This window comes from Rhodoferax potami, from assembly GCF_032193765.1.
In the GTDB taxonomy this organism is placed as follows: Bacteria; Pseudomonadota; Gammaproteobacteria; order Burkholderiales; family Burkholderiaceae_C; genus Allorhodoferax; species Allorhodoferax potami.
Genome location: NZ_JAVBIJ010000001.1, coordinates 3,478,925 through 3,495,838 on the forward strand (window position 1 = coordinate 3,478,925; position 16,914 = coordinate 3,495,838).

General features: G+C 63.0%; 18 protein-coding genes. 10 read left to right on the forward strand and 8 right to left on the reverse strand.

Annotation, left to right across the window (positions count from 1 at the left end; genetic code table 11):
- Positions 1-17: 17 nt before the first annotated feature.
- On the forward strand, positions 18-1,016 hold the full coding sequence (gene gap / locus RAE21_RS16805; RefSeq protein WP_313882345.1) for a type I glyceraldehyde-3-phosphate dehydrogenase: 999 nt from the start codon (positions 18-20) through the stop codon (positions 1,014-1,016).
- A 157-nt stretch (positions 1,017-1,173) separates the two neighbouring features.
- On the opposite strand, the gene RAE21_RS16810 is transcribed toward gap, so the two are convergent.
- Positions 1,174-1,878, reverse strand: a complete 705-nt coding sequence (locus RAE21_RS16810) for a Crp/Fnr family transcriptional regulator (RefSeq protein WP_313882346.1) — start codon at positions 1,876-1,878, stop codon at positions 1,174-1,176.
- A gap of 106 nt (positions 1,879-1,984) precedes the next feature.
- Between RAE21_RS16810 and RAE21_RS16815 the strand changes: the two genes are divergently transcribed.
- The 4 genes from RAE21_RS16815 to rarD are packed head-to-tail and all read left to right on the forward strand — an operon-like array spanning position 1,985 to position 4,896.
- Positions 1,985-2,506 (forward strand): Mpo1 family 2-hydroxy fatty acid dioxygenase, encoded by a 522-nt coding sequence (locus RAE21_RS16815; RefSeq protein ID WP_313882347.1) that lies wholly within the window; start codon positions 1,985-1,987, stop codon positions 2,504-2,506.
- Positions 2,503-3,375 carry a bile acid:sodium symporter family protein gene (locus RAE21_RS16820; RefSeq protein WP_313882348.1) on the forward strand — a complete coding sequence of 291 codons (873 nt, stop codon included), beginning with the start codon at positions 2,503-2,505 and terminating at the stop codon, positions 3,373-3,375. The genes RAE21_RS16815 and RAE21_RS16820 overlap by 4 nt, the downstream gene beginning before the upstream one ends.
- Positions 3,375-3,980 carry a chalcone isomerase family protein gene (locus tag RAE21_RS16825; RefSeq protein ID WP_313882349.1) on the forward strand — a complete coding sequence of 202 codons (606 nt, stop codon included), beginning with the start codon at positions 3,375-3,377 and terminating at the stop codon, positions 3,978-3,980. The genes RAE21_RS16820 and RAE21_RS16825 overlap by 1 nt, the downstream gene beginning before the upstream one ends.
- Before the next feature lie 25 nt (positions 3,981-4,005).
- Positions 4,006-4,896, forward strand: coding sequence for an EamA family transporter RarD (gene rarD, locus RAE21_RS16830; protein WP_313882350.1), 891 nt, complete (start codon positions 4,006-4,008; stop codon positions 4,894-4,896).
- Here the strand turns inward: rarD and RAE21_RS16835 are convergent.
- The 4 genes from RAE21_RS16835 to RAE21_RS16850 form a co-directional block, all read right to left on the reverse strand.
- Positions 4,893-6,443 (reverse strand): PglL family O-oligosaccharyltransferase, encoded by a 1,551-nt coding sequence (locus RAE21_RS16835; RefSeq protein ID WP_313882351.1) that lies wholly within the window; start codon positions 6,441-6,443, stop codon positions 4,893-4,895. The genes rarD and RAE21_RS16835 overlap by 4 nt on opposite strands.
- 3 nt (positions 6,444-6,446) lie before the next feature.
- A complete protein-coding gene (locus RAE21_RS16840; protein WP_313874746.1) occupies positions 6,447-6,851 on the reverse strand; it encodes a 5-carboxymethyl-2-hydroxymuconate isomerase in 405 nt (134 codons plus the stop codon).
- Positions 6,852-6,934: 83 nt separating this feature from the next.
- A complete protein-coding gene (locus RAE21_RS16845) occupies positions 6,935-7,723 on the reverse strand; it encodes a tRNA-uridine aminocarboxypropyltransferase (protein ID WP_313882352.1) in 789 nt (262 codons plus the stop codon).
- Positions 7,716-8,213, reverse strand: a complete 498-nt coding sequence (locus RAE21_RS16850; RefSeq protein ID WP_313882353.1) for a MarR family winged helix-turn-helix transcriptional regulator — start codon at positions 8,211-8,213, stop codon at positions 7,716-7,718. The genes RAE21_RS16845 and RAE21_RS16850 overlap by 8 nt, the downstream gene beginning before the upstream one ends.
- Before the next feature lie 69 nt (positions 8,214-8,282).
- Between RAE21_RS16850 and RAE21_RS16855 the strand changes: the two genes are divergently transcribed.
- The 3 genes from RAE21_RS16855 (at position 8,283) to RAE21_RS16865 (ending at position 11,532) form a co-directional block, all read left to right on the forward strand.
- Positions 8,283-8,732 (forward strand): DUF2798 domain-containing protein, encoded by a 450-nt coding sequence (locus RAE21_RS16855; protein WP_313882354.1) that lies wholly within the window; start codon positions 8,283-8,285, stop codon positions 8,730-8,732.
- 50 nt (positions 8,733-8,782) lie between these two features.
- Positions 8,783-10,768: an ATP-binding protein gene (locus tag RAE21_RS16860; protein WP_313882355.1), complete on the forward strand. Its 1,986-nt coding sequence runs from the start codon at positions 8,783-8,785 to the stop codon at positions 10,766-10,768.
- Positions 10,769-10,839: 71 nt separating this feature from the next.
- Positions 10,840-11,532, forward strand: coding sequence for a dienelactone hydrolase family protein (locus RAE21_RS16865; RefSeq protein WP_313882356.1), 693 nt, complete (start codon positions 10,840-10,842; stop codon positions 11,530-11,532).
- Between the two features lie 25 nt (positions 11,533-11,557).
- Here the strand turns inward: RAE21_RS16865 and RAE21_RS16870 are convergent, their stop codons facing one another.
- From RAE21_RS16870 to RAE21_RS16880, 3 genes are all read right to left on the reverse strand, one after another.
- The gene (locus tag RAE21_RS16870; protein WP_313874752.1) at positions 11,558-12,106 is read right to left on the reverse strand and encodes a restriction endonuclease; all 549 of its coding nucleotides are present in this window, start codon (positions 12,104-12,106) and stop codon (positions 11,558-11,560) included.
- 141 nt (positions 12,107-12,247) lie between these two features.
- Complete coding sequence (locus RAE21_RS16875; protein WP_428984041.1) at positions 12,248-13,087, reverse strand: PA4780 family RIO1-like protein kinase; 840 nt, start codon at positions 13,085-13,087, stop codon at positions 12,248-12,250.
- 87 nt (positions 13,088-13,174) lie between these two features.
- Entirely contained in the window at positions 13,175-13,426 is a 252-nt protein-coding gene (locus RAE21_RS16880) for a hypothetical protein (protein WP_313874753.1), read from the reverse strand.
- A gap of 136 nt (positions 13,427-13,562) precedes the next feature.
- On the opposite strand from RAE21_RS16880, the gene yjjJ reads away from it, so the two are divergent.
- Both yjjJ and RAE21_RS16890 read left to right on the forward strand, forming a co-directional pair.
- Complete coding sequence (yjjJ, locus tag RAE21_RS16885; protein ID WP_313882357.1) at positions 13,563-14,939, forward strand: type II toxin-antitoxin system HipA family toxin YjjJ; 1,377 nt, start codon at positions 13,563-13,565, stop codon at positions 14,937-14,939.
- A 44-nt stretch (positions 14,940-14,983) separates the two neighbouring features.
- Positions 14,984-16,846 (forward strand): M48 family metalloprotease, encoded by a 1,863-nt coding sequence (locus tag RAE21_RS16890; protein WP_313882358.1) that lies wholly within the window; start codon positions 14,984-14,986, stop codon positions 16,844-16,846.
- Positions 16,847-16,914: the final 68 nt, after the last annotated feature.

Here is a 16,914-nt window from a genome sequence, read left to right on the forward strand (position 1 = left end):
ATTGAAGAGAGAAGCAAATGGCAATCAAAGTAGGTATCAATGGTTTCGGCCGCATCGGCCGTATGGTGTTCCGCGCAGCGGTGCAAAACTTCAACGACATCGAAATCGTCGGCATCAACGACCTGTTGGAGCCTGACTACCTAGCCTACATGCTGCAGTACGACAGCGTGCACGGCCGCTTCAAGGGTGAAGTCACCGTGGACGGTGGCAACATCATCGTCAACGGCAAGAAAATCCGCCTGACCCAGGAGCGCGATCCTGCGAACCTGAAGTGGTCCGAAGTCGGCGCCGATATCGTGGTCGAGTCCACCGGCTTGTTCCTGACCAAGGAAACCGCCCAGAAGCACATCGACGCTGGTGCCAAGAAGGTCATCCTGTCTGCTCCTTCCAAAGACGACACCCCCATGTTCGTCTACGGCGTGAACAACAAGACCTACGCCGGCCAAGCCATCATCTCCAACGCGTCCTGCACCACCAACTGCCTGGCTCCCCTGGCCAAGGTGATCAACGACAAGTTCGGCATCAAGCGCGGCCTGATGACCACCGTACACGCTGCCACTGCGACCCAGAAGACTGTGGACGGCCCGTCCAACAAAGACTGGCGCGGCGGCCGCGGCATTTTGGAAAATATCATTCCCTCTTCCACCGGCGCTGCCAAGGCTGTGGGCGTGGTGATTCCTGAGCTGAACAAAAAGCTCACCGGCATGGCTTTCCGCGTGCCCACCAGCGATGTGTCCGTGGTCGACTTGACTGTTGAGCTGAACACTTCTGCCACGATTGCCGAAATCAACGCCGAGTTGAAGGCGCAATCCGAAGGCGCCTTGAAGGGCGTGTTGGGTTACACCGAAGACAAAGTGGTTGCCACCGACTTCCGTGGTGACAGCCGCACCTCCATCTACGACGCAGAAGCCTCCATCGCTTTGGACGGCACTTTCGTCAAGTTGGTGAGCTGGTACGACAACGAATGGGGCTACTCCAACAAAGTGTTGGAAATGGCTCGCGTGGTATCGAAATAAGGTTCACCCCCGTGGCGGCTTTGCCGCCTTCCCCCTTGCAGGGGGCGCTGCCAGCAGCCCGGCTGAGCCGGTGCTGCGGTAGCCTTGGTGGGACTCCCCTTCATGCAAAAAAAACGCGCCCTCGGGCGCGTTTTTTTATGGGGTTGTGGCTGGTACTTTATTCGCACTCTGCGCGCAGCGCCTGCAGGTCCAGCAGCTCGATAGAGCCGCGTTGCGCCTGCAGCACTCCACGGGCTTTGAAGTCACGCAGGATCTGGTTGGTGGTCTGGCGGGATACGCCGATCATCAAGGCCAGTTGCTCTTGGGTGACGGCCAGCACACGCAAGGTGCGGTCGCTTTCCGTGGCTTGGCCGTAGCTCAGGGCCATGGTCAGCAGTCGCCGCGCCAGGCGTTGGGGCGCGGGCAGCACGGTTTGTTCCTCCATGCTCACAAAGGCCAGGCGCAGTTTGTCGGCCATCAGCACCGCCAAGTCGCGCCAATGTGCAGGGTGCCGGGCGAGCCATGCGAGCAGTTCTTCATGCGGAATGTGCAGGAGGGTGCAGGCTTCGGCCGCATGGGCGTCGTGGGTGCGGGCAGATCCGTCAAACACTGAGATTTCGCCGAACCATTGCGGGGGTGACAGCAGCACCAGTACCGCTTCGCGGGCTGCATCGCCTTCTCCGCTGTGACCGGAAATGCGGATGGTGCCGCGTACCACCGCATAGAGCCCGCAAGGCGCAGCCTCCCGCAAAAACAGCTTTTCGCCGGCTTGCAGGTAGCGTACCCGGGCCATGGCCAACAGGCCTTGGGCAAAGTCCGGTGGCAACTGGGCAAACCAGCGGCCGCTACGCAGCATGGGCAAATGACTCGAGATATCAGGCATGGCGTCGGGGCTAGGGCTTTCACTAGGTGGGTGGTGTTGTGTCGGCTACTTGACAGACGCCAAGCATACCTGCGCCCATGATCCGCCCAAAGCCAAGGAGACACCTATGAAAACCCTCACCGACCATCTAACCCAATACGCTGCCTACCACCAGGACAGCCGAAACGTGGTCACCCACTTTGTGGGCATCCCGATGATTGTTCTGGCCGTCACGATTTTGTTGTCGCGTCCCCAGTGGTCTGCCGCCGGGCTGCACCTCAGCCCTGCTGTGTTGGTGGCCTTGGGGTCCACCTGGTTTTACACACGCTTGGATGCGCGTTTTGGTGTCGTCATGGCGGTGCTATTGGCCGCAGCGCTGGCGGCCAGCCAATGGTTTGCGGCACAAAGTACCAGTGTCTGGCTGGGCTGGGGCATTGGCTTGTTTGTGGTGGGTTGGGCGTTCCAGTTTGTGGGCCATTACTACGAGGGCAAGAAACCGGCTTTTGTGGATGACCTGATCGGCCTGCTGGTCGGCCCCTTGTTTCTGGTGGCCGAGGTGGCCTTCCACTGGAACATGCGCACCGAAGTGCGCGATGAGATCCGTCGCCGCTTGGGCGCGGCTCCTGCTGCAACCGGCCTGGCAGCATGAGCTTTACCGCTGCGCTGCCCACCTTGTTGCTGCTGGCGCTTGCGCTGGTGATGTTTGGTCTGGGTCTGTCATTGACCGTTCAGGACTTTGCCCGCCTGCGCGAACATCCACGCGCCGTGTTGCTGGCCCTCGTGCTGCAGATGGTGGCGCTGCCGGCAGTGGCCGTCGGACTGATTGTGCTGTTGGGCGTGCAGCCCATTTACGCCGTCGGCCTGATGCTGCTGGCCGCCTCTCCGGGCGGGGTGTCAGCCAACCTGTTCAGCCACTTGTTTGGCGGCAATGTGGCGATGAACATTTCGCTAACCGCCATCAACACGGTGCTCTCCATTGTGAGCCTCCCCCTCATTGCCAACTGGGCCATTGCCACCTACTTGCAGACGGGCCAGGTGGTTCCCCTGCAGTTCGGCAAGGTGCTGGAGGTGGTGGGTGTTGTGATGGTGCCGGTGCTCATCGGCATGGTGGTGCGGCACCGCCAGCCCGGTTTCAGTGAGCGCATGGGTTCGCCCATGAAGGCGTTCAGCGCGGTGGTGCTGGCTGCGTTTTCGTTGATTGCCATCGTCAAAGAGTGGAGCGCACTCACCGCATCCATCAACAGCCTCGGCCCTGTGGTGTTGGCCTCCAACCTGGCCAGCTTGCTGGTCGGCTACTACCTGTCACGGGCAGCAGGGCTTGCCAAGCCGTTGGCCACGGCGGTGAGTTTTGAGATCGGTATCCACAACTCCACCTTGGCGATTTTTGTGGCGCTATCGGTCTTGGGCAATCTGCAGTTAGGTCTGCCAGCCGCTATTTACTCGGTGAGCATGTATCTCACGGCAACCGCCTTCGGATTTCTGGTATTGCGCCGCTCACCCCCGGAGAACGCACCGTAATGACGATCTATGCTCCCCGCGTACTGGCAGCGGTGCTGGTGTCTCTTTTTCTGGCCTCTGCCGCCACTGCGCAAACCGCGGCCCCGACCGGTGGCGTTACCGTCGAGGGCGTGGTCTTTGAGAAAGAAGCCCAGGTGGCCGGCACCGCACTCAAGCTAAATGGCGCCGGTGTGCGGTCCAAGTTTGTCTTCAAGGTCTATGCGGCGGGCTTGTATTTGGCGGCCCCGGCCAGAACCCCTGCAGAGGTCTATGCCACCAAAGGCCCCAAGCGTCTGAAGGTGAGTTTTGTGCGCGAAATCGATGCCACGACCCTGGGTAAAACCATGTCCCAGGTGATGAGTGACAACCTTCCGCGCGAACAGTTCGGCAAATGCATACCCGGCCTTATCAAGCTGGGCGAGCTCTTTGCTGACAAGAAAAAGATGGGTGTCGGAGAAATGTTCACCGTGGACGAAATTCCTGCCAAAGCGACCGTCATCAGCATCAACAACAAGGTGGCCGCTGAGATTTCCGAGCCGGAGTTCTTTGCCTGCCTGATGTACAACTACTTCGGCGAACGCCCGGCCGATGCCAAGCTCAAGCTAGCCTTGCTCGGCGGGCCCTGAGTCCCGGGGCGGGTAAGCTCGCCGCATGCAACCTGGTGTTCTTTATGCAGCCCTGGCCTACCTGGCCTGGGGGCTCTTCCCGCTTTATTTCAAGCAACTCTCCGCCATCCCCGCCCTGGAGGTGGTGATGCACCGCACCGTCTGGTGCATGGTGCTTTTGCTTGCCGTGTTGGCCATGCGCCGCCAGTGGGCCTGGTTGGGTGCGGTGTGGCGCACCCCTAAAGTGATGGGCGCGTTTGCCCTCTCGGCCGTGCTGCTGGGGGTGAACTGGCTGGTATACGTGTGGGCGGTGCAAAACGGCCATGTGCTTGACGCCAGCCTGGGCTATTTCATCCTGCCGCTGGTCAACGTGGGGCTGGGCTTTGTGTTTTTGCACGAGCGCCCGCGCCCTGGTCAATGGATTGCGGTGGCTGTGGCGGCCGCCGGCGTGCTCTGGCTGGCCCTGCTCTCGGGCCATGTGCCGTGGGTGGCGCTGGTGTTGGCTGTCACTTTCGGGTTCTACGGCTTGCTGCGCAAAGTGGGCGCTCTGGGCGCATTGGAAGGCCTCACGTTGGAGACGCTGGTGCTCGCACCGGTAGCGGGCGGCCTGCTGCTCTGGTGGGGCCTGCAGGGGCAGGGCGCCTTGGTCCAGGGCAGTGTGTCGGACATCGGCTGGCTGCTACTGGCCGGCCCGTTTACCGCGGTGCCCTTGCTCTTGTTTGCCGCCGGTGCGCGCCGGGTGTCCATGGCCACTATGGGTATCCTGCAATATATCTCCCCCAGCCTGCAACTGCTGATTGGTGTGTGGCTTTATGGCGAACCCTTCGAGGCGGCCCGGGCTATCGGCTTTTGCCTGATCTGGGCTGCCCTAGGGGTGTACAGCCTCGAGGGCTGGTGGTTCAGCCGCCGCGCAGCGGCAGACACAAAGGGCAGTTAGCGCGGCGGGTAGACCACTTTGCCCCGCTCGCGGATGTGGGCGGTTAGCGGGCTCTCCAAGCCCAGCAGGGCCGCACTTTCCAGCAGCACCTCGATCACCCTTGGTTCGGGCGAGTAGTGCATGGTTTGCAGCGCAGCGGTGTACAGCGCGCGAGCCGTCTCCGGCGTTACTGGTGTGGTGGTCACATACGCAAACTGCACTGCGCTGCGAAACAGCACCGCGTCTTTGACTTTTTCATAGGTGTTGTCTTTCAGCTCAGGGCTGCGCGCCTGGGGATGCATATAAAGCTGACTCACCCGCGAATACTCCCAACCGGTGAAGGCGGTGATTGCAATCAATGCACCCGCCAGACCACAGGCCACCAACCGAAGGCCGTTTCTTTGCAGGCCGGTCCCTTGCAGGTGCTGTGCAGTGCACAACATGCCCACCGCCAACAGGGCCGCAACCTGAAACGGCCCGTACCACAGGGGATACTCCAGCAGGCTGTGCAGCCCGATGACCAGCAGCACACCCCAAGCCAACTGGGTAGTAGGGTGCTGTGCGCGCCACGGCTTGGCGCGGGCCGCCAAAACCAGCGCGCCACCACACAGCAGGGTCGCAGCCGGCAGCCCCAGCTCCACCGCCAATTGCAAGGGCAGGTTGTGCGCGTTGTCCAGAATTTCACTGAACCGCGCACCGGCATAGGGGTGCATGAAGTGGGCAAACTTCAGCTCCCCCCAGCCCCAGCCCGTCCACGGGTGCACCGTGATCAACTCCATTACGTTGGCCCACAGAATCATGCGGCTTTGGGAGCCTGCGTCCTCTGAAAAACGCGCGAATGCATTGGCAGGGACTTGCCCTGTGAGTGATTGCAAGGCGTAGGGCAGCGCCACGTTGGCAGCAAGGTAGGCCGCCAGCGCCCACAGGCTCCAGCGCCAAGCGGTGCCCTTGCCTGCGTCTGTGCTGCGCCAGTTCCAGAACCACGCCACCGCAGCAATCAATATCCATTGCAAAGCTCCCGTGCGGGAGCTGCTGGCCGCGTTACCCCCAGCCAGTAACAACACCGCAGCCCCTATCGCTGCCGTGCGCAAGGCCGGCAGGGCCAGTGGGGCCGCATTCGCCGGCCTATGTGCCAAACACAGCAGGCTGAGCAAGCCGATGGAGGTGAGTGTCGCAAACTGGTTGCGCTGGCGCAGATTGGCGAATGCTGTGCCTTGGCTTGTCTGCATGATCCAATCCGACCAGCCTGGATCCACCGCCCCGAAATACTGCATCCAGGCCATGCTGGCGCTGAGCAGTGCAGCGAGCAGCCAGCCCCAGGCCATCGTCGCCACCAGGCTCGCGCGCGGCATGCGGTGCCCGCCCACGGCCCACACCAGCAAAAACAACGCGCAGCTGCCCGCTGTGCCCAAGCGCTGCAGCATGTCAGGGTTGGGTCCCCAGGACAGCGGGCTGACCCAGGGGAAGGCAATCGCCGCCAGCAGCAAGCCGGTGGTGAGTTGCACCTTCACGATGTGTGTGAGGTCGGGGGCAGCGGGTGACAGTGCGGGGTGTTGTGGCAGCGCCATGCCTCAGGCCTTGTTAAACAAGGGGTGCAGGGTGCTGTGCTTGCCGTCAAACACCTCGTGGCCTTCATCGATTTGCACCGTAATGCCCAAGGGTTTGCTGGTTAACACCGCCGCCAGATAAGTGCCGGCGGTGGCCTTGAGGGCCTCGCCCATTTGCTGGTGCACCACCGGGCTGCGGCCCTTGGCCATACGCAGGTTCATGTACACAAAACCGTAGTCGCCCTTGCCATCAGCCACAGCACTGTGTGCAGCCGGGTAGGCCAGGACGCGGGTGCCTCCGGTGGGGAAGACTTGTTTGCCGCTCTCGTCGCGCTGGGCGAGCATGGTGTCGCACAAACTGCGGCACAGGCCGGACATATCGGCCTCACGGTCGAGATTCGCGGTGTACAAAACAACCAAGTGCGGCATGGCAGGGTTCTCCAAGTTTTAGAGTCAAATCGGCCTCTGGCGCAGGTTCTAAGTGCGCGAGTAGCTATCAAAACAGGAGCGGATTATCCACCGGCCGGTGAAGCTTCTTGCGCCAAGTGTTGTAACGCGAGGTGCGCCGGGGTGTCGAGGTGCGGGGGGAGCTGGTGCTTGGCCTGCAGGTAGTGGTGGGTGTAGACCTCCAGCCAGGCCTCCAGCACCAGGGCGGCACGGGTCTCGCCGGCCAGCTCTAGGCACAGGGCCCCCACTTCACTGGTGCAAAAGTGGTCTTCTCTGCGGGATCGGCGCAACTTGTAGCGCGAGATCTGCTCGGGCTGCAAGCTGAGCACCGGGAAGCGGTCGAGGTAAGGGCTCTTGCGGAACATCTTGCGCGCTTCCGGCCAGGTGGCATCGAGCAAGATAAACAGAGGCCGTTTGGCAGGTCCGGAGTCTGCCCCCTCTGGCACCAATGCCGGCGGTGGCAAGGTGTTCATCACCCGCCCCGGCGTCACAAACTCGCCGGGGAACACCACCACCGGCAGCCACTGCGGGTCTGCCAGCAGGGCTAGCAAGGCGGGGTCGACCTCGGTGCGCGCCCAGCCGAAGGCATAGGTGTCTGTCACCACATCGGCAATCAGCCAACCCGTGTTGCTGGGTTTGAGAGGCTCAATATCCGCCATGATCAGGCACACCCCGGCGCGCGCCTGCATTCGGGGCTGTAACGCGCAAATGCAGTGCGCCGGGTTGATGCGGCAGCCTGGGCACCGTTCACCCTTCATGCCGCCGCGCGCCAGAAACGGTTTGCTGCTGCGGGCCAGGCGTGCAGCGCGCAGGCGCGACACCGCATGGGGTTCTGCGGGAACCGGCTTATGCATGGGGTTCCCATCCGTTCATGCGAGCTTGCACCGTCTGCAAGACCGCATACAAAGACGCGGCCTCCGCCTCGTCCAGCGCGCCAAACAGGTCTTCTGCCAGTGTGGCCTCGAGAGCCAGAAACCAGGCGCTTTTTTGTGCACCCTCCGGCGTCAGGCTCAGGCGCCACACCCGGCGGTCCCGCTCATCGGGGGTGCGCACCAGCAGTTGCCGGTCTTCCAGCTCGCGGATCAGGCGGGCCATCTGGCCCTTGTCCCGCCCCATGGACTGCACCAACTGTTGCTGGGTAGCCCCGGGGCTACGCTGACACAGGCACAGCGCGTGCAAATGCAGCGGGCCCAGGCCCTGCTCAACGTCGGCTGCGAGCATGCGGGCCTTGAGGATTTGCTGGGCATGGCCCGAAGCCGTCATGAAGGCCACAAACGTGGCGACTGTTAACGAGGTCTCGGCGGGGGCAGGCGTGGGGGGCGTGGAAGTCGGTGTGGTCGGCATGGCGCTATATGGTTGACTTTATCAACCAATATTTCTACAATGTTGATATTGTCAACTATTAACGCTTCCATGCCTACTTCTGCCTTCCGCAAAATTCCACCGCCCGTTCTCATCTTGCCTACGATCGCTTTGTTGCTCAGCGCCTTCATGACTTGGGCCAATGCCGCAGCCGGTGCCCCGTTTGCAGCACTGTGGGCGCGCAACTTTGCCACCTGCCTGGTGATGCTTCCGCTGATTTTGCTGGGCATCGCCCAACTCGAAAAACTGGTTGCCGTGGTGGCGCCCACGCTGCGCCCGTTCTGGGGCAAGGTGGTGGTGTCGCTGCTGAGCTCATTGGCCATTGAAAGCCTGCTGGCGCTCGTGATCTCGCTGATCAACAGCCCGTGGGACGCCACCTTGCCGCTCTACTGGTGGAAGGCCTTCAGCCGCTCGCTGCCTATCGGGCTGCTGATTGGGTTTTTCATGGGCTTCTATTTGAAACCCAAGCTCGACGCCATGCGCCGCGCACGCCAGACTTGAGTCGCCAGCGTCCGCCATGTTTTGGATGCCTCTCCGACATAATGTGACCGATGTCAAATTCGCGACCTTGGCGTATCTCGAGTGGCTACTTGTTTCTGGTAGCGTTACTTTTATTGGCCTTTGCGCTGGGCTATCTGGTGGTCCGTAACACGGTACAAAAAACCGTAGACCACCAGGCGCTGTCGATCGCGCAAGTGGTCGCCAGCCAGGCCGCTACCGCCCGCACGGTGTATTCCCGCGAGATTGCTGAAAAGCTACGCCGTGATGGCTCGGGCCCCAGTGAAAACTTTCTCACCATGCCCGGCCATGTGCCGATTCCGGCGCAGTTCTTGAAGCAAATGGCGCAAGCCGCCAGCCAGAGCACAGACAACCTGTTTGCCTACCGTCCCGTCAGCAAATGGAACCTGGACCCCGGCCAAGGCCTGAACGACGACTTTCTGCGCTGGGCCTGGCCACAGCTCGAAACCCAAGAAAAATCGGCCCCGCCTGATTTGGTGCAGTGGCGGGTCATCAGCCGTATCGACGAGCAAGACGGTATCCGGGTGCTGCGCTACCTCAAGGCCGACCCCGCCTCCGACATGTCGTGCGTGGCATGCCACAACGCTTACGAAAAGCGCCCCGACATCCTGGCCCGCCGGACTGCAGAAGGCATCACCCCCGGCAAGCAATGGAAGCAAAACGAGCTCTTGGGCGCCCTCTACGTCACTGTGCCGCTGGACAAGGCCGAGCTGGTCGCCAAAAGCTACGTCACTGACGCCACCTTCTTCTTCGGCCTGATTCTGGTCGCTTCGGTGATCGCCATGATGGCCTACAAAACCCGCACCGAGCGGGAGCTGCGCCACGCCAAGCGCGCCGCCGAGCAGGCCAACAATGCCAAAAGCGAGTTTCTGGCCAATATGAGCCACGAGATCCGCACCCCGATGATCGGGGTCATCGGCATGACCGAGCTCGCGCTCGACACCGACCTCTCCCCCCAGCAGCGCGACTACCTGACCACTGTCAAAGGCTCGGCGCAGACCCTGATGGTCATCCTGAACGACCTGCTCGATTTCTCCAAGATCGAAGCCGGCAAACTGCACATCGAGCACATCGATTTCTCGGTGCTAGAAACCCTCAACGACATCTTGCGCCCCCTCATCGCGCGGGCTGAAGCCAAGAACATCGCGCTCGAATACCTCTGGCCCACTAACTTACCCACCGTTCTGCGTGGCGACCCCGGCCGTATCCGCCAAGTGCTGAGCAACTTGGTGGACAACGCCATCAAATTCACCTCGGAGGGGCAGGTCCGCGTCACGCTCCGCTCCACCCGTTTGCCCAATGGCACGGTAGAGCTGCAGTTTGCGGTGAGCGACACCGGCATCGGCATGTCGGCAGCCACCCAGAAACACATTTTTGAGTCCTTCAGCCAGGCCGATGCGTCTACCACCCGGGGCTTTGGCGGCACCGGGCTGGGCTTGAGCATCTGCAAAAACCTGGTCGAGCTGATGGGCGGCGGCATCTGGGTCGAGAGCGCGCCCTCCATGGGCAGCACCTTCTATTTCACGATGCCACTGCAGCCTGCCCAGCAGGGCCCAGCGGTGGTCTACACCCCAGAGGTATCTGCGCCACCCGTGCCAAGCACCCCCGCAAACACAGAGCCTGCACTTCCCGGCGCACCTTGCCGCATCCTGCTGGTAGAGGACCACCCGATCAACCAAAAACTGGCCATCACCCTCTTGAGCAAGTGGGGCTACGAGGTGGTGCTTGCCGAGAATGGGCAAGAGGGCCTGGACCTGTTCAAGGGGGGCCACTGGGACCTGATCTTGATGGACGTTCAAATGCCCGTCATGGGCGGCCTCGAGGCGACTCGCGCCATGCGCGCGTGGGAGCGCCAGGAGCAGCGGCCCCGCACCCCTATCATCGCCATGACCGCCAACGCGATGGACCGCGACCGCGCCGACTGCCTCGAAGCCGGCATGGACGAGCACCTCGCCAAGCCCTACAAGGTCGAAATGCTGCGCATCCTGCTTGCGCGCTTCTTGCTCCGCTCCGAATAACCTGTACCCGCGCTCGGTCACGGTGCCGCGGTAAAAATGCGGCATCGTTTTTTTACACAGCAGGAGCAGCAATGGGAACCATGGTTGAATTTCAGCGGCCCGACGGCAAAGCCGTGCAAGGCTATCTGGCCGTACCGGCCCAAGCACCCAACGCCCCGGCCATCGTGGTCATCCAGGAGTGGTGGGGTCTGAACGACCAGATCCGCGGCGTCGCCGACCGGCTGGCCCTGGCGGGTTTCCAGGCGCTGGTGCCAGACCTCTACCGCGGCAAATCCACCGTTGAGGCCGAAGAAGCCCACCACCTCATGACCGCGCTCGATTTTGGCGACGCCGCCGGCCAAGACATCACCGGTGCGGTGCAGTTCATGAAAACTCGCGCCCCCAAAGTCGGCCTCACCGGCTTCTGCATGGGCGGTGCGCTCACACTCCTGGGCGTGACCCAGTCACCGGATATTGATGCGGCTGTGGTCTGGTACGGCTGCCCGCCGCTCGACTACATCGACGCCAGCAAAATCAAAGCGCCGTTACAAGGCCACTGGGCCACCCAAGACCAGTTCTTTGCTATCGACACCGTAGACGGCCTGGAGGCCAAGCTCACCGCCGCGGGTGTGGGCTTTGAGTTTCACCGCTATCTGGCCCACCACGCTTTTGCCAACGAAACCGCTGTGGGCCCCAGCCGCACACCCGCCACCCAGTTCGACCCGGTCTGGGCCCAGCAGGCGTGGGACCGCACGCTGCATTTCTTCGGCAAACACTTGGGCTAAGCCCGCAGCTGAAGCGCTGTGTGCTTCAGAGCCCCAGTTGGATGGCCTTGTCCTTGGCGAACTTGGCCGCTTGCGGGCTCACAGAGCCCAAGCACACATAGACCGCAAAGTCCGCACCCAGCGCTTCTTTCTGGGCCACCAAGGCTTCGAGCGGCTCCACCCCGTGGGTGGCCGCTTTGTAGCGTTTGGCAGCGACCAGGGTGACTTGTCCTGCCTTTTCCAAACGAAAGTCGGCCGCACTCCCCGAGGCGTTGGCCCCCAAACGCGTCACGCTATATCCCTGCTTAACGAATTTGGCGTTTAACTCTGCGGAAAACTCTCGCCACGACAAGCCTGCCAAGCGCGCTGTCTCGGCCTCTACGGCTGCCGCAGACGGGGTGTTCCATTGCCGCTTGAGTGCCATTGCCGCGATCACCAAGAACGGGAACGTGCCGATGATGCCAAACACGACCAGGTCCTTGGGCATCAGAGCGGCGCACATCGCACTGATGACGCCTGCAATCAAAACGCTGTACCACCACGGGTTGCGCAGCAAGATCGCAAACAGTGAGTTGGGAGCCATTTTGTATTTCATTGGGGCATTCTTCGGAAATGGAAACCCGCGATTAAACCGCATCGCGTAGAGACATCATGCGGGCTGCAGTCTCTAGGGGCTTCCGGACTGTTTGGTATCGGCTATCGCGGCCCCCAGCGCGGGGAGACCGTTACGCTGCCATTAGCCGCCGGCCATGCGCAGCCGGCGTGCGGCGTCTTCGGCGCGGGCGTCGTCAATCTCGCGCAGCACCGCCAGCATGTCCACATCGGCATGTTGGCGCTCGTAGCGGCCGGTGAGCGGGGTGTCGTTGGTCAGCATGCCGGCCTGGTACAGGCTCCAGATCTCGGGGCCGTATTCGGTGGTTAGCAGCTCGGGTGCAAACTGCCCGAAAAAATCCCGCAGGTTGCCCACATCGCGCATCAGCATGCGCTGGGCGTGGTTGTTGCCCGCCGCATCCACCGCCTGTGGCAGGTCAATGATGACCGGCACATCCACCCCGCCCGCTTCCACCCCGGTGTTCGCCAGCAAGATATTGAACTCCGACAAATCCCCGTGCACCACCCCCGCGCACAACATGCGCACCACCTCGCCGATCAGCGTGGCGTGGTGGGTGAGGGCTTGTTCGGGTGTAAAGGCCACATCGTTCAGGCGTGGCGCGGCGTCGCCATGGGCGTCGGTGACCAGCTCCATGAGCAGCACACCATCGTGAAAGTTATAGGGCTGCGGCACCCGCACACCGGCTGCAGCCAGGCGGTAGAGCGCGTCTACCTCGGCGCTTTGCCAAGCGGCTTCTTGCTCCTGGCGGCCAAACTTGCTGCCCTTGGCCATGGCCCGGGCGGAGCGTGAGTTTTTGACCTTGCGGTTCTCGGTGTAGTCCACCGCCTGGCGAAAGCTGCGGTGGGTGGCTTCTTTGTAAATCTTGGCGCACAAGGTGTGCTCACCATTGCGCACCACAAACACCATGGCCTCTTTGCCGCTCATGAGCTGGCGCACCACAGTGTCGATGAGGCCTTCTTCCATGAGGGACTGGAGGCGGGGGGAGCTTTCATCTACCGATTGTGACCGCCCCCGCCAAGCCCGCTTGAACCGTGCGGGCTGAAAGGCGCTTTAGCGCGAGGGCAGCGACCAGCCGGCCTGCTGGTTGTTCTTGTCGTTTTCGTAATCCCAGGTGCTGGCGCAGCGGTCGCAGCGCCAGCGGGTGATGGTCACCGGTTTGCCGCCGCGCTCTTCTTTCCAGTTTTGGGTTTGCACCAGTTCGGCGTGGCCGGGCGCACGTCGCCAGTTGCGTTGGATGCCGCGGCAGGGTTCGCAGAGTGCGGCTTCGCGGGCTTCGGCCGCGGCTTTGTATTTGTCAGTCATGCGCCCGATTGTCGCTGGCCTTGCGCCGGGTGCCAATCACAGCCGCCTGCACTGTAGGATAAATCTATGCAGATAAACGCCTAAGCACATGATTTAAAAGGTTTAATGGAAAATAAATCTATTCATATAATCATTCATGCCTGCCGCTAGCGACCTTTCCCACGCCATCGTGCAAGCCTTGCGCCGCCAAGGCGGGGCGCTTAGCAGCGCCGAGCTGCAAGCGGTGTTGCGGGTGAGCCAGCCCACGGTGTCGCGCGCACTCGCGCCGCTGATCCAGTCGGGCGAGGTGCAAAAAGTGGGTGCCGCCCGCAAGCAACGCTATGTGCTGCCGCGCACCGTGCGCGATGTCGGCCGCACTGTGCCGGTCATGCGCATCAACGCCCACGGCCAGCCCAGCCCCTTTGCCCGCATGGTGCCGCTCGCCAGTGGCGCCGTGTGGGTGGATGAAGAAGACGGCCTCAGCGCCCGCTTTGACGGCCTGCCCTGGTTTCTGGACGACATGCGCCCCCAAGGCTTCATGGGCCGCACTTTTGCGACCACCCACCCCGAGCTGCAGCTCGGCAACGACCCCCGCTTCTGGAGCGATGACGACGTCTTGCGCGCCCTCGCCCTGTGTGGCGACGACCTGCCCGGCAACCTCGTGGTGGGCGAAGCGGCGTTTGCCCGCTTCCACACCCTGCCGCAGCGCGCCAGCCGTGTGGCATCGCCTGCGGACTACCCCGCCTTGGCCGAGGCCGCCATGCAAGGCAGCATCGGCGGCTCATCCGCCGGCGGTGAGCAGCCCAAGTTCTGCACGATCGTGCAGGGCGATGCAGCCGCGCCCGGTACCGCACCCGGCGAGGGCGCCCGCCATGTGCTGGTCAAGTTTTCACCCGCAGGCGATGCCCCCACCGACCAGCGCACCCGCGATCTGCTGGTGTGCGAGCACCTGGCTTTGCAAACCCTGGCCAGCGCAGGCATTGCCGCTGCGGCCAGCCGCATCAGCACCGCGGCGGGCCGGGTGTTTCTCGAGGTCGAGCGCTTTGACCGCACGCCCCTCGGCCCCGCCAACCCGCTGGGGCTGGGCCGTATCGGCATGGTGTCGCTAATGGTGTACGACGCCGAATACGTCGGCGCCATGGACAACTGGGGCGCCACGGCCAACCGCATGCAAGAGCGCCAGCTGCTGCGCCCCGCCGACGCGCGCACCCTGCGCCTGCTCGAGGCCTTTGGCGTCTTGATTGCCAACACCAACCGGCACTACGGCAACATCTCTTTGCTGCTCGACGACGACGATTGGGCCCTTGCACCCGCCTACGACATGCTCCCCATGCTTTACGCGCCGGTAGGCGGCGAGGTGGTGCCCCGTAATCTGGCGGATCGCCCCTTGCAGCCCACCGCCGCCATCCTGGCCGAATGGCCGCAAGCTCTGGCGCTGGCCCGCAGCTTTTGGAGTGCTGCCGCGCAAGACACCCGCATCTCGGGCGGCTTCAGGGCCATTTGCGCCGGCAATCTGGAGCACATCAGCCGCTAGAGGGGCCCGGCGCCGCGCTAGCATCTACCAAAAAAGGGAGCGCGATGGACAAAGCCGACTTCATACATCTAGTGCGCCTGAGCGAACACGCCAGCGCAGAAAACAGTGGCGCCTACCGCCGCAGCCTGGCGCGGTTTGCGGCGCTGGGCTACTTGTGGGTGGTGTTGTGTTTCGTCTTGGCCATCGTGCTGCTGGTCATGTCGGGCAAAGCGCTGTTGCAGGGGCCAGTCAAAGGATATTGGGTCATGCTGCTGCTCTCCGGGGTGGGTTTGCTCTGGAGCAGCGTGCGCGCACTGTGGCTGCGCCTGGAGGCGCCCGAAGGCAGCCCGCTCACCCCTGCCGACGCCCCCTTGCTGTTTGAGGCGCTGGAGCGCATCCGCAAAAAAACCCAGGGCCCGCCCATCCACCATGTGCTGCTCGATTCCAGCTTCAACGCCAGCATCAGCCAGTTGCCCCGCTTCGGCTTGTTGGGCGGCGCCACCAACTACCTGACCATCGGCCTGCCCCTGCTGCTCGCGCTGGACCGGCCGCGGTTTCTGGCGGTTATGGCGCACGAATACGGCCACCTGCGCGGCGGCCACGGCCAGTTTGCGGCTTGGATCTACCGCACCCGCATGAGCTGGACCAAGCTCTACGAAAGCATGGAAGAAGATGCAGGCCTCATGGCCCACGCCACCCAGACCTTTCTGCGCTGGTACTTTCCGCGGTTCATGGCCAAAACCTTTGCGCTGGCCCGGCAAGACGAGTACGAGGCCGACCGCATCGCCTGCAAGCTGTTGGGGCGCGATGTAACTGGCGCCGCCCTGGCCGAAATCGCCGTCAAAGGCGCCTGGCTGGGCCGCGAGTTCTGGCCTTTGCACTGGGCATCGGCAGGGCGCAGCCTCCAGCCCATGGGGCCGTTTTCGGCCATGCGGGTGCTGCTCACCCAACCGGTGCGCGACGACTTTGCCCGCGACGCGCTCCGCCAATCCCTCAAGGAAATGAGCAACCTTGACGACACCCACCCCGTGCTGCGCGACCGGCTCGAGGCCATGGGCGCGCGTAAAGAGCTGCCCCAGTGGTCCGCCAAACCGGCGATCGACCTGCTGGGCGCAAGCGCCAACACCTGGCTCCAGCGCATGGACCAGCAATGGTGCCGCGACAACGCCTCCGACTGGAAGCTTCACCACGCCTATTTGCGCCGGGTCGAAGAGCGGGTCCAAGCCCTGCAAGCCAGCCTCTTGCGCAACAACGCCGATGAGCTCGCCCAGCTCGGCGACCTGAAGCGCCGGCTTAACGCCACCGCCGACGTGCGCGACTGCTATGCCCGCGCCCTGCAGTTGGCGCCCAACCACCCGGGCGCCCTGCGCGGCATGGTGCGCACCCTGCCTGACACCGATGTAGCCGGCCGCCTCGATGGGCTCAACCGCTTGGTCGAGGTCCATGCCGCCAGCACCTGGTGGGCGGCCAGCACCGCGGTGCAGATGCTGGAGCCGCTGGTGGCCGCAGGCCAGCCCTATGACCCGCTGCTCAAGCAATGGCGTGCCCGCCTCAAGCAGGCCGACGAGGCCGAGCAACGCGCCTGGAACGAGATGGTCGACACCCCGTATTTCCAGTCCATCACCCGCCACGACCTCAACGACTTTGAGACCGGCGAACTGCAGGCCGATCTGGCGCGCTGTAAGCCCCTGCGCCGCGCTTGGCTGGTGCGCAAAAACCTCCAAGAGTTTGCCTACCGCCGCTGCTACATCCTGTTTGTGGAGCTGCCCGGCCTGCCCGATGGCGAGCGCTATGCGCTGTGCCGCAGCCTCGAGCGCTCGCTGGACTTGCCCGGCCCGGTGCTGGTGCTGTGGGCCGGCACCGACCCGACGCTCCATGACATCCAGAAAAACACCTTCGATGTGACGTTTGCACGGTCGGTGGCATAGTTTTAATTTGCTCCGCGCGGAGCACTTTGTCTGTGCTATGCTCCGGCCCATGTTGTGCACTTTTTGCC

Excerpts from the sequence above, each read along its gene's own strand:
- gap (WP_313882345.1), top strand. The coding sequence starts at position 18 with ATGGCAATCAAAGTAGGTATCAATGGTTTCGGCCGCATCGGCCGTATG.
- RAE21_RS16810 (WP_313882346.1), bottom strand. The coding sequence starts at position 1,878 with ATGCCTGATATCTCGAGTCATTTGCCCATGCTGCGTAGCGGCCGCTGG.
- RAE21_RS16815 (WP_313882347.1), top strand. The coding sequence starts at position 1,985 with ATGAAAACCCTCACCGACCATCTAACCCAATACGCTGCCTACCACCAG.
- RAE21_RS16820 (WP_313882348.1), top strand. The coding sequence starts at position 2,503 with ATGAGCTTTACCGCTGCGCTGCCCACCTTGTTGCTGCTGGCGCTTGCG.
- RAE21_RS16825 (WP_313882349.1), top strand. The coding sequence starts at position 3,375 with ATGACGATCTATGCTCCCCGCGTACTGGCAGCGGTGCTGGTGTCTCTT.
- rarD (WP_313882350.1), top strand. The coding sequence starts at position 4,006 with ATGCAACCTGGTGTTCTTTATGCAGCCCTGGCCTACCTGGCCTGGGGG.
- RAE21_RS16835 (WP_313882351.1), bottom strand. The coding sequence starts at position 6,443 with ATGGCGCTGCCACAACACCCCGCACTGTCACCCGCTGCCCCCGACCTC.
- RAE21_RS16840 (WP_313874746.1), bottom strand. The coding sequence starts at position 6,851 with ATGCCGCACTTGGTTGTTTTGTACACCGCGAATCTCGACCGTGAGGCC.
- RAE21_RS16845 (WP_313882352.1), bottom strand. The coding sequence starts at position 7,723 with ATGCATAAGCCGGTTCCCGCAGAACCCCATGCGGTGTCGCGCCTGCGC.
- RAE21_RS16850 (WP_313882353.1), bottom strand. The coding sequence starts at position 8,213 with ATGCCGACCACACCGACTTCCACGCCCCCCACGCCTGCCCCCGCCGAG.
- RAE21_RS16855 (WP_313882354.1), top strand. The coding sequence starts at position 8,283 with ATGCCTACTTCTGCCTTCCGCAAAATTCCACCGCCCGTTCTCATCTTG.
- RAE21_RS16860 (WP_313882355.1), top strand. The coding sequence starts at position 8,783 with ATGTCAAATTCGCGACCTTGGCGTATCTCGAGTGGCTACTTGTTTCTG.
- RAE21_RS16865 (WP_313882356.1), top strand. The coding sequence starts at position 10,840 with ATGGGAACCATGGTTGAATTTCAGCGGCCCGACGGCAAAGCCGTGCAA.
- RAE21_RS16870 (WP_313874752.1), bottom strand. The coding sequence starts at position 12,106 with ATGAAATACAAAATGGCTCCCAACTCACTGTTTGCGATCTTGCTGCGC.
- RAE21_RS16875 (WP_428984041.1), bottom strand. The coding sequence starts at position 13,087 with ATGGAAGAAGGCCTCATCGACACTGTGGTGCGCCAGCTCATGAGCGGC.
- RAE21_RS16880 (WP_313874753.1), bottom strand. The coding sequence starts at position 13,426 with ATGACTGACAAATACAAAGCCGCGGCCGAAGCCCGCGAAGCCGCACTC.
- yjjJ (WP_313882357.1), top strand. The coding sequence starts at position 13,563 with ATGCCTGCCGCTAGCGACCTTTCCCACGCCATCGTGCAAGCCTTGCGC.
- RAE21_RS16890 (WP_313882358.1), top strand. The coding sequence starts at position 14,984 with ATGGACAAAGCCGACTTCATACATCTAGTGCGCCTGAGCGAACACGCC.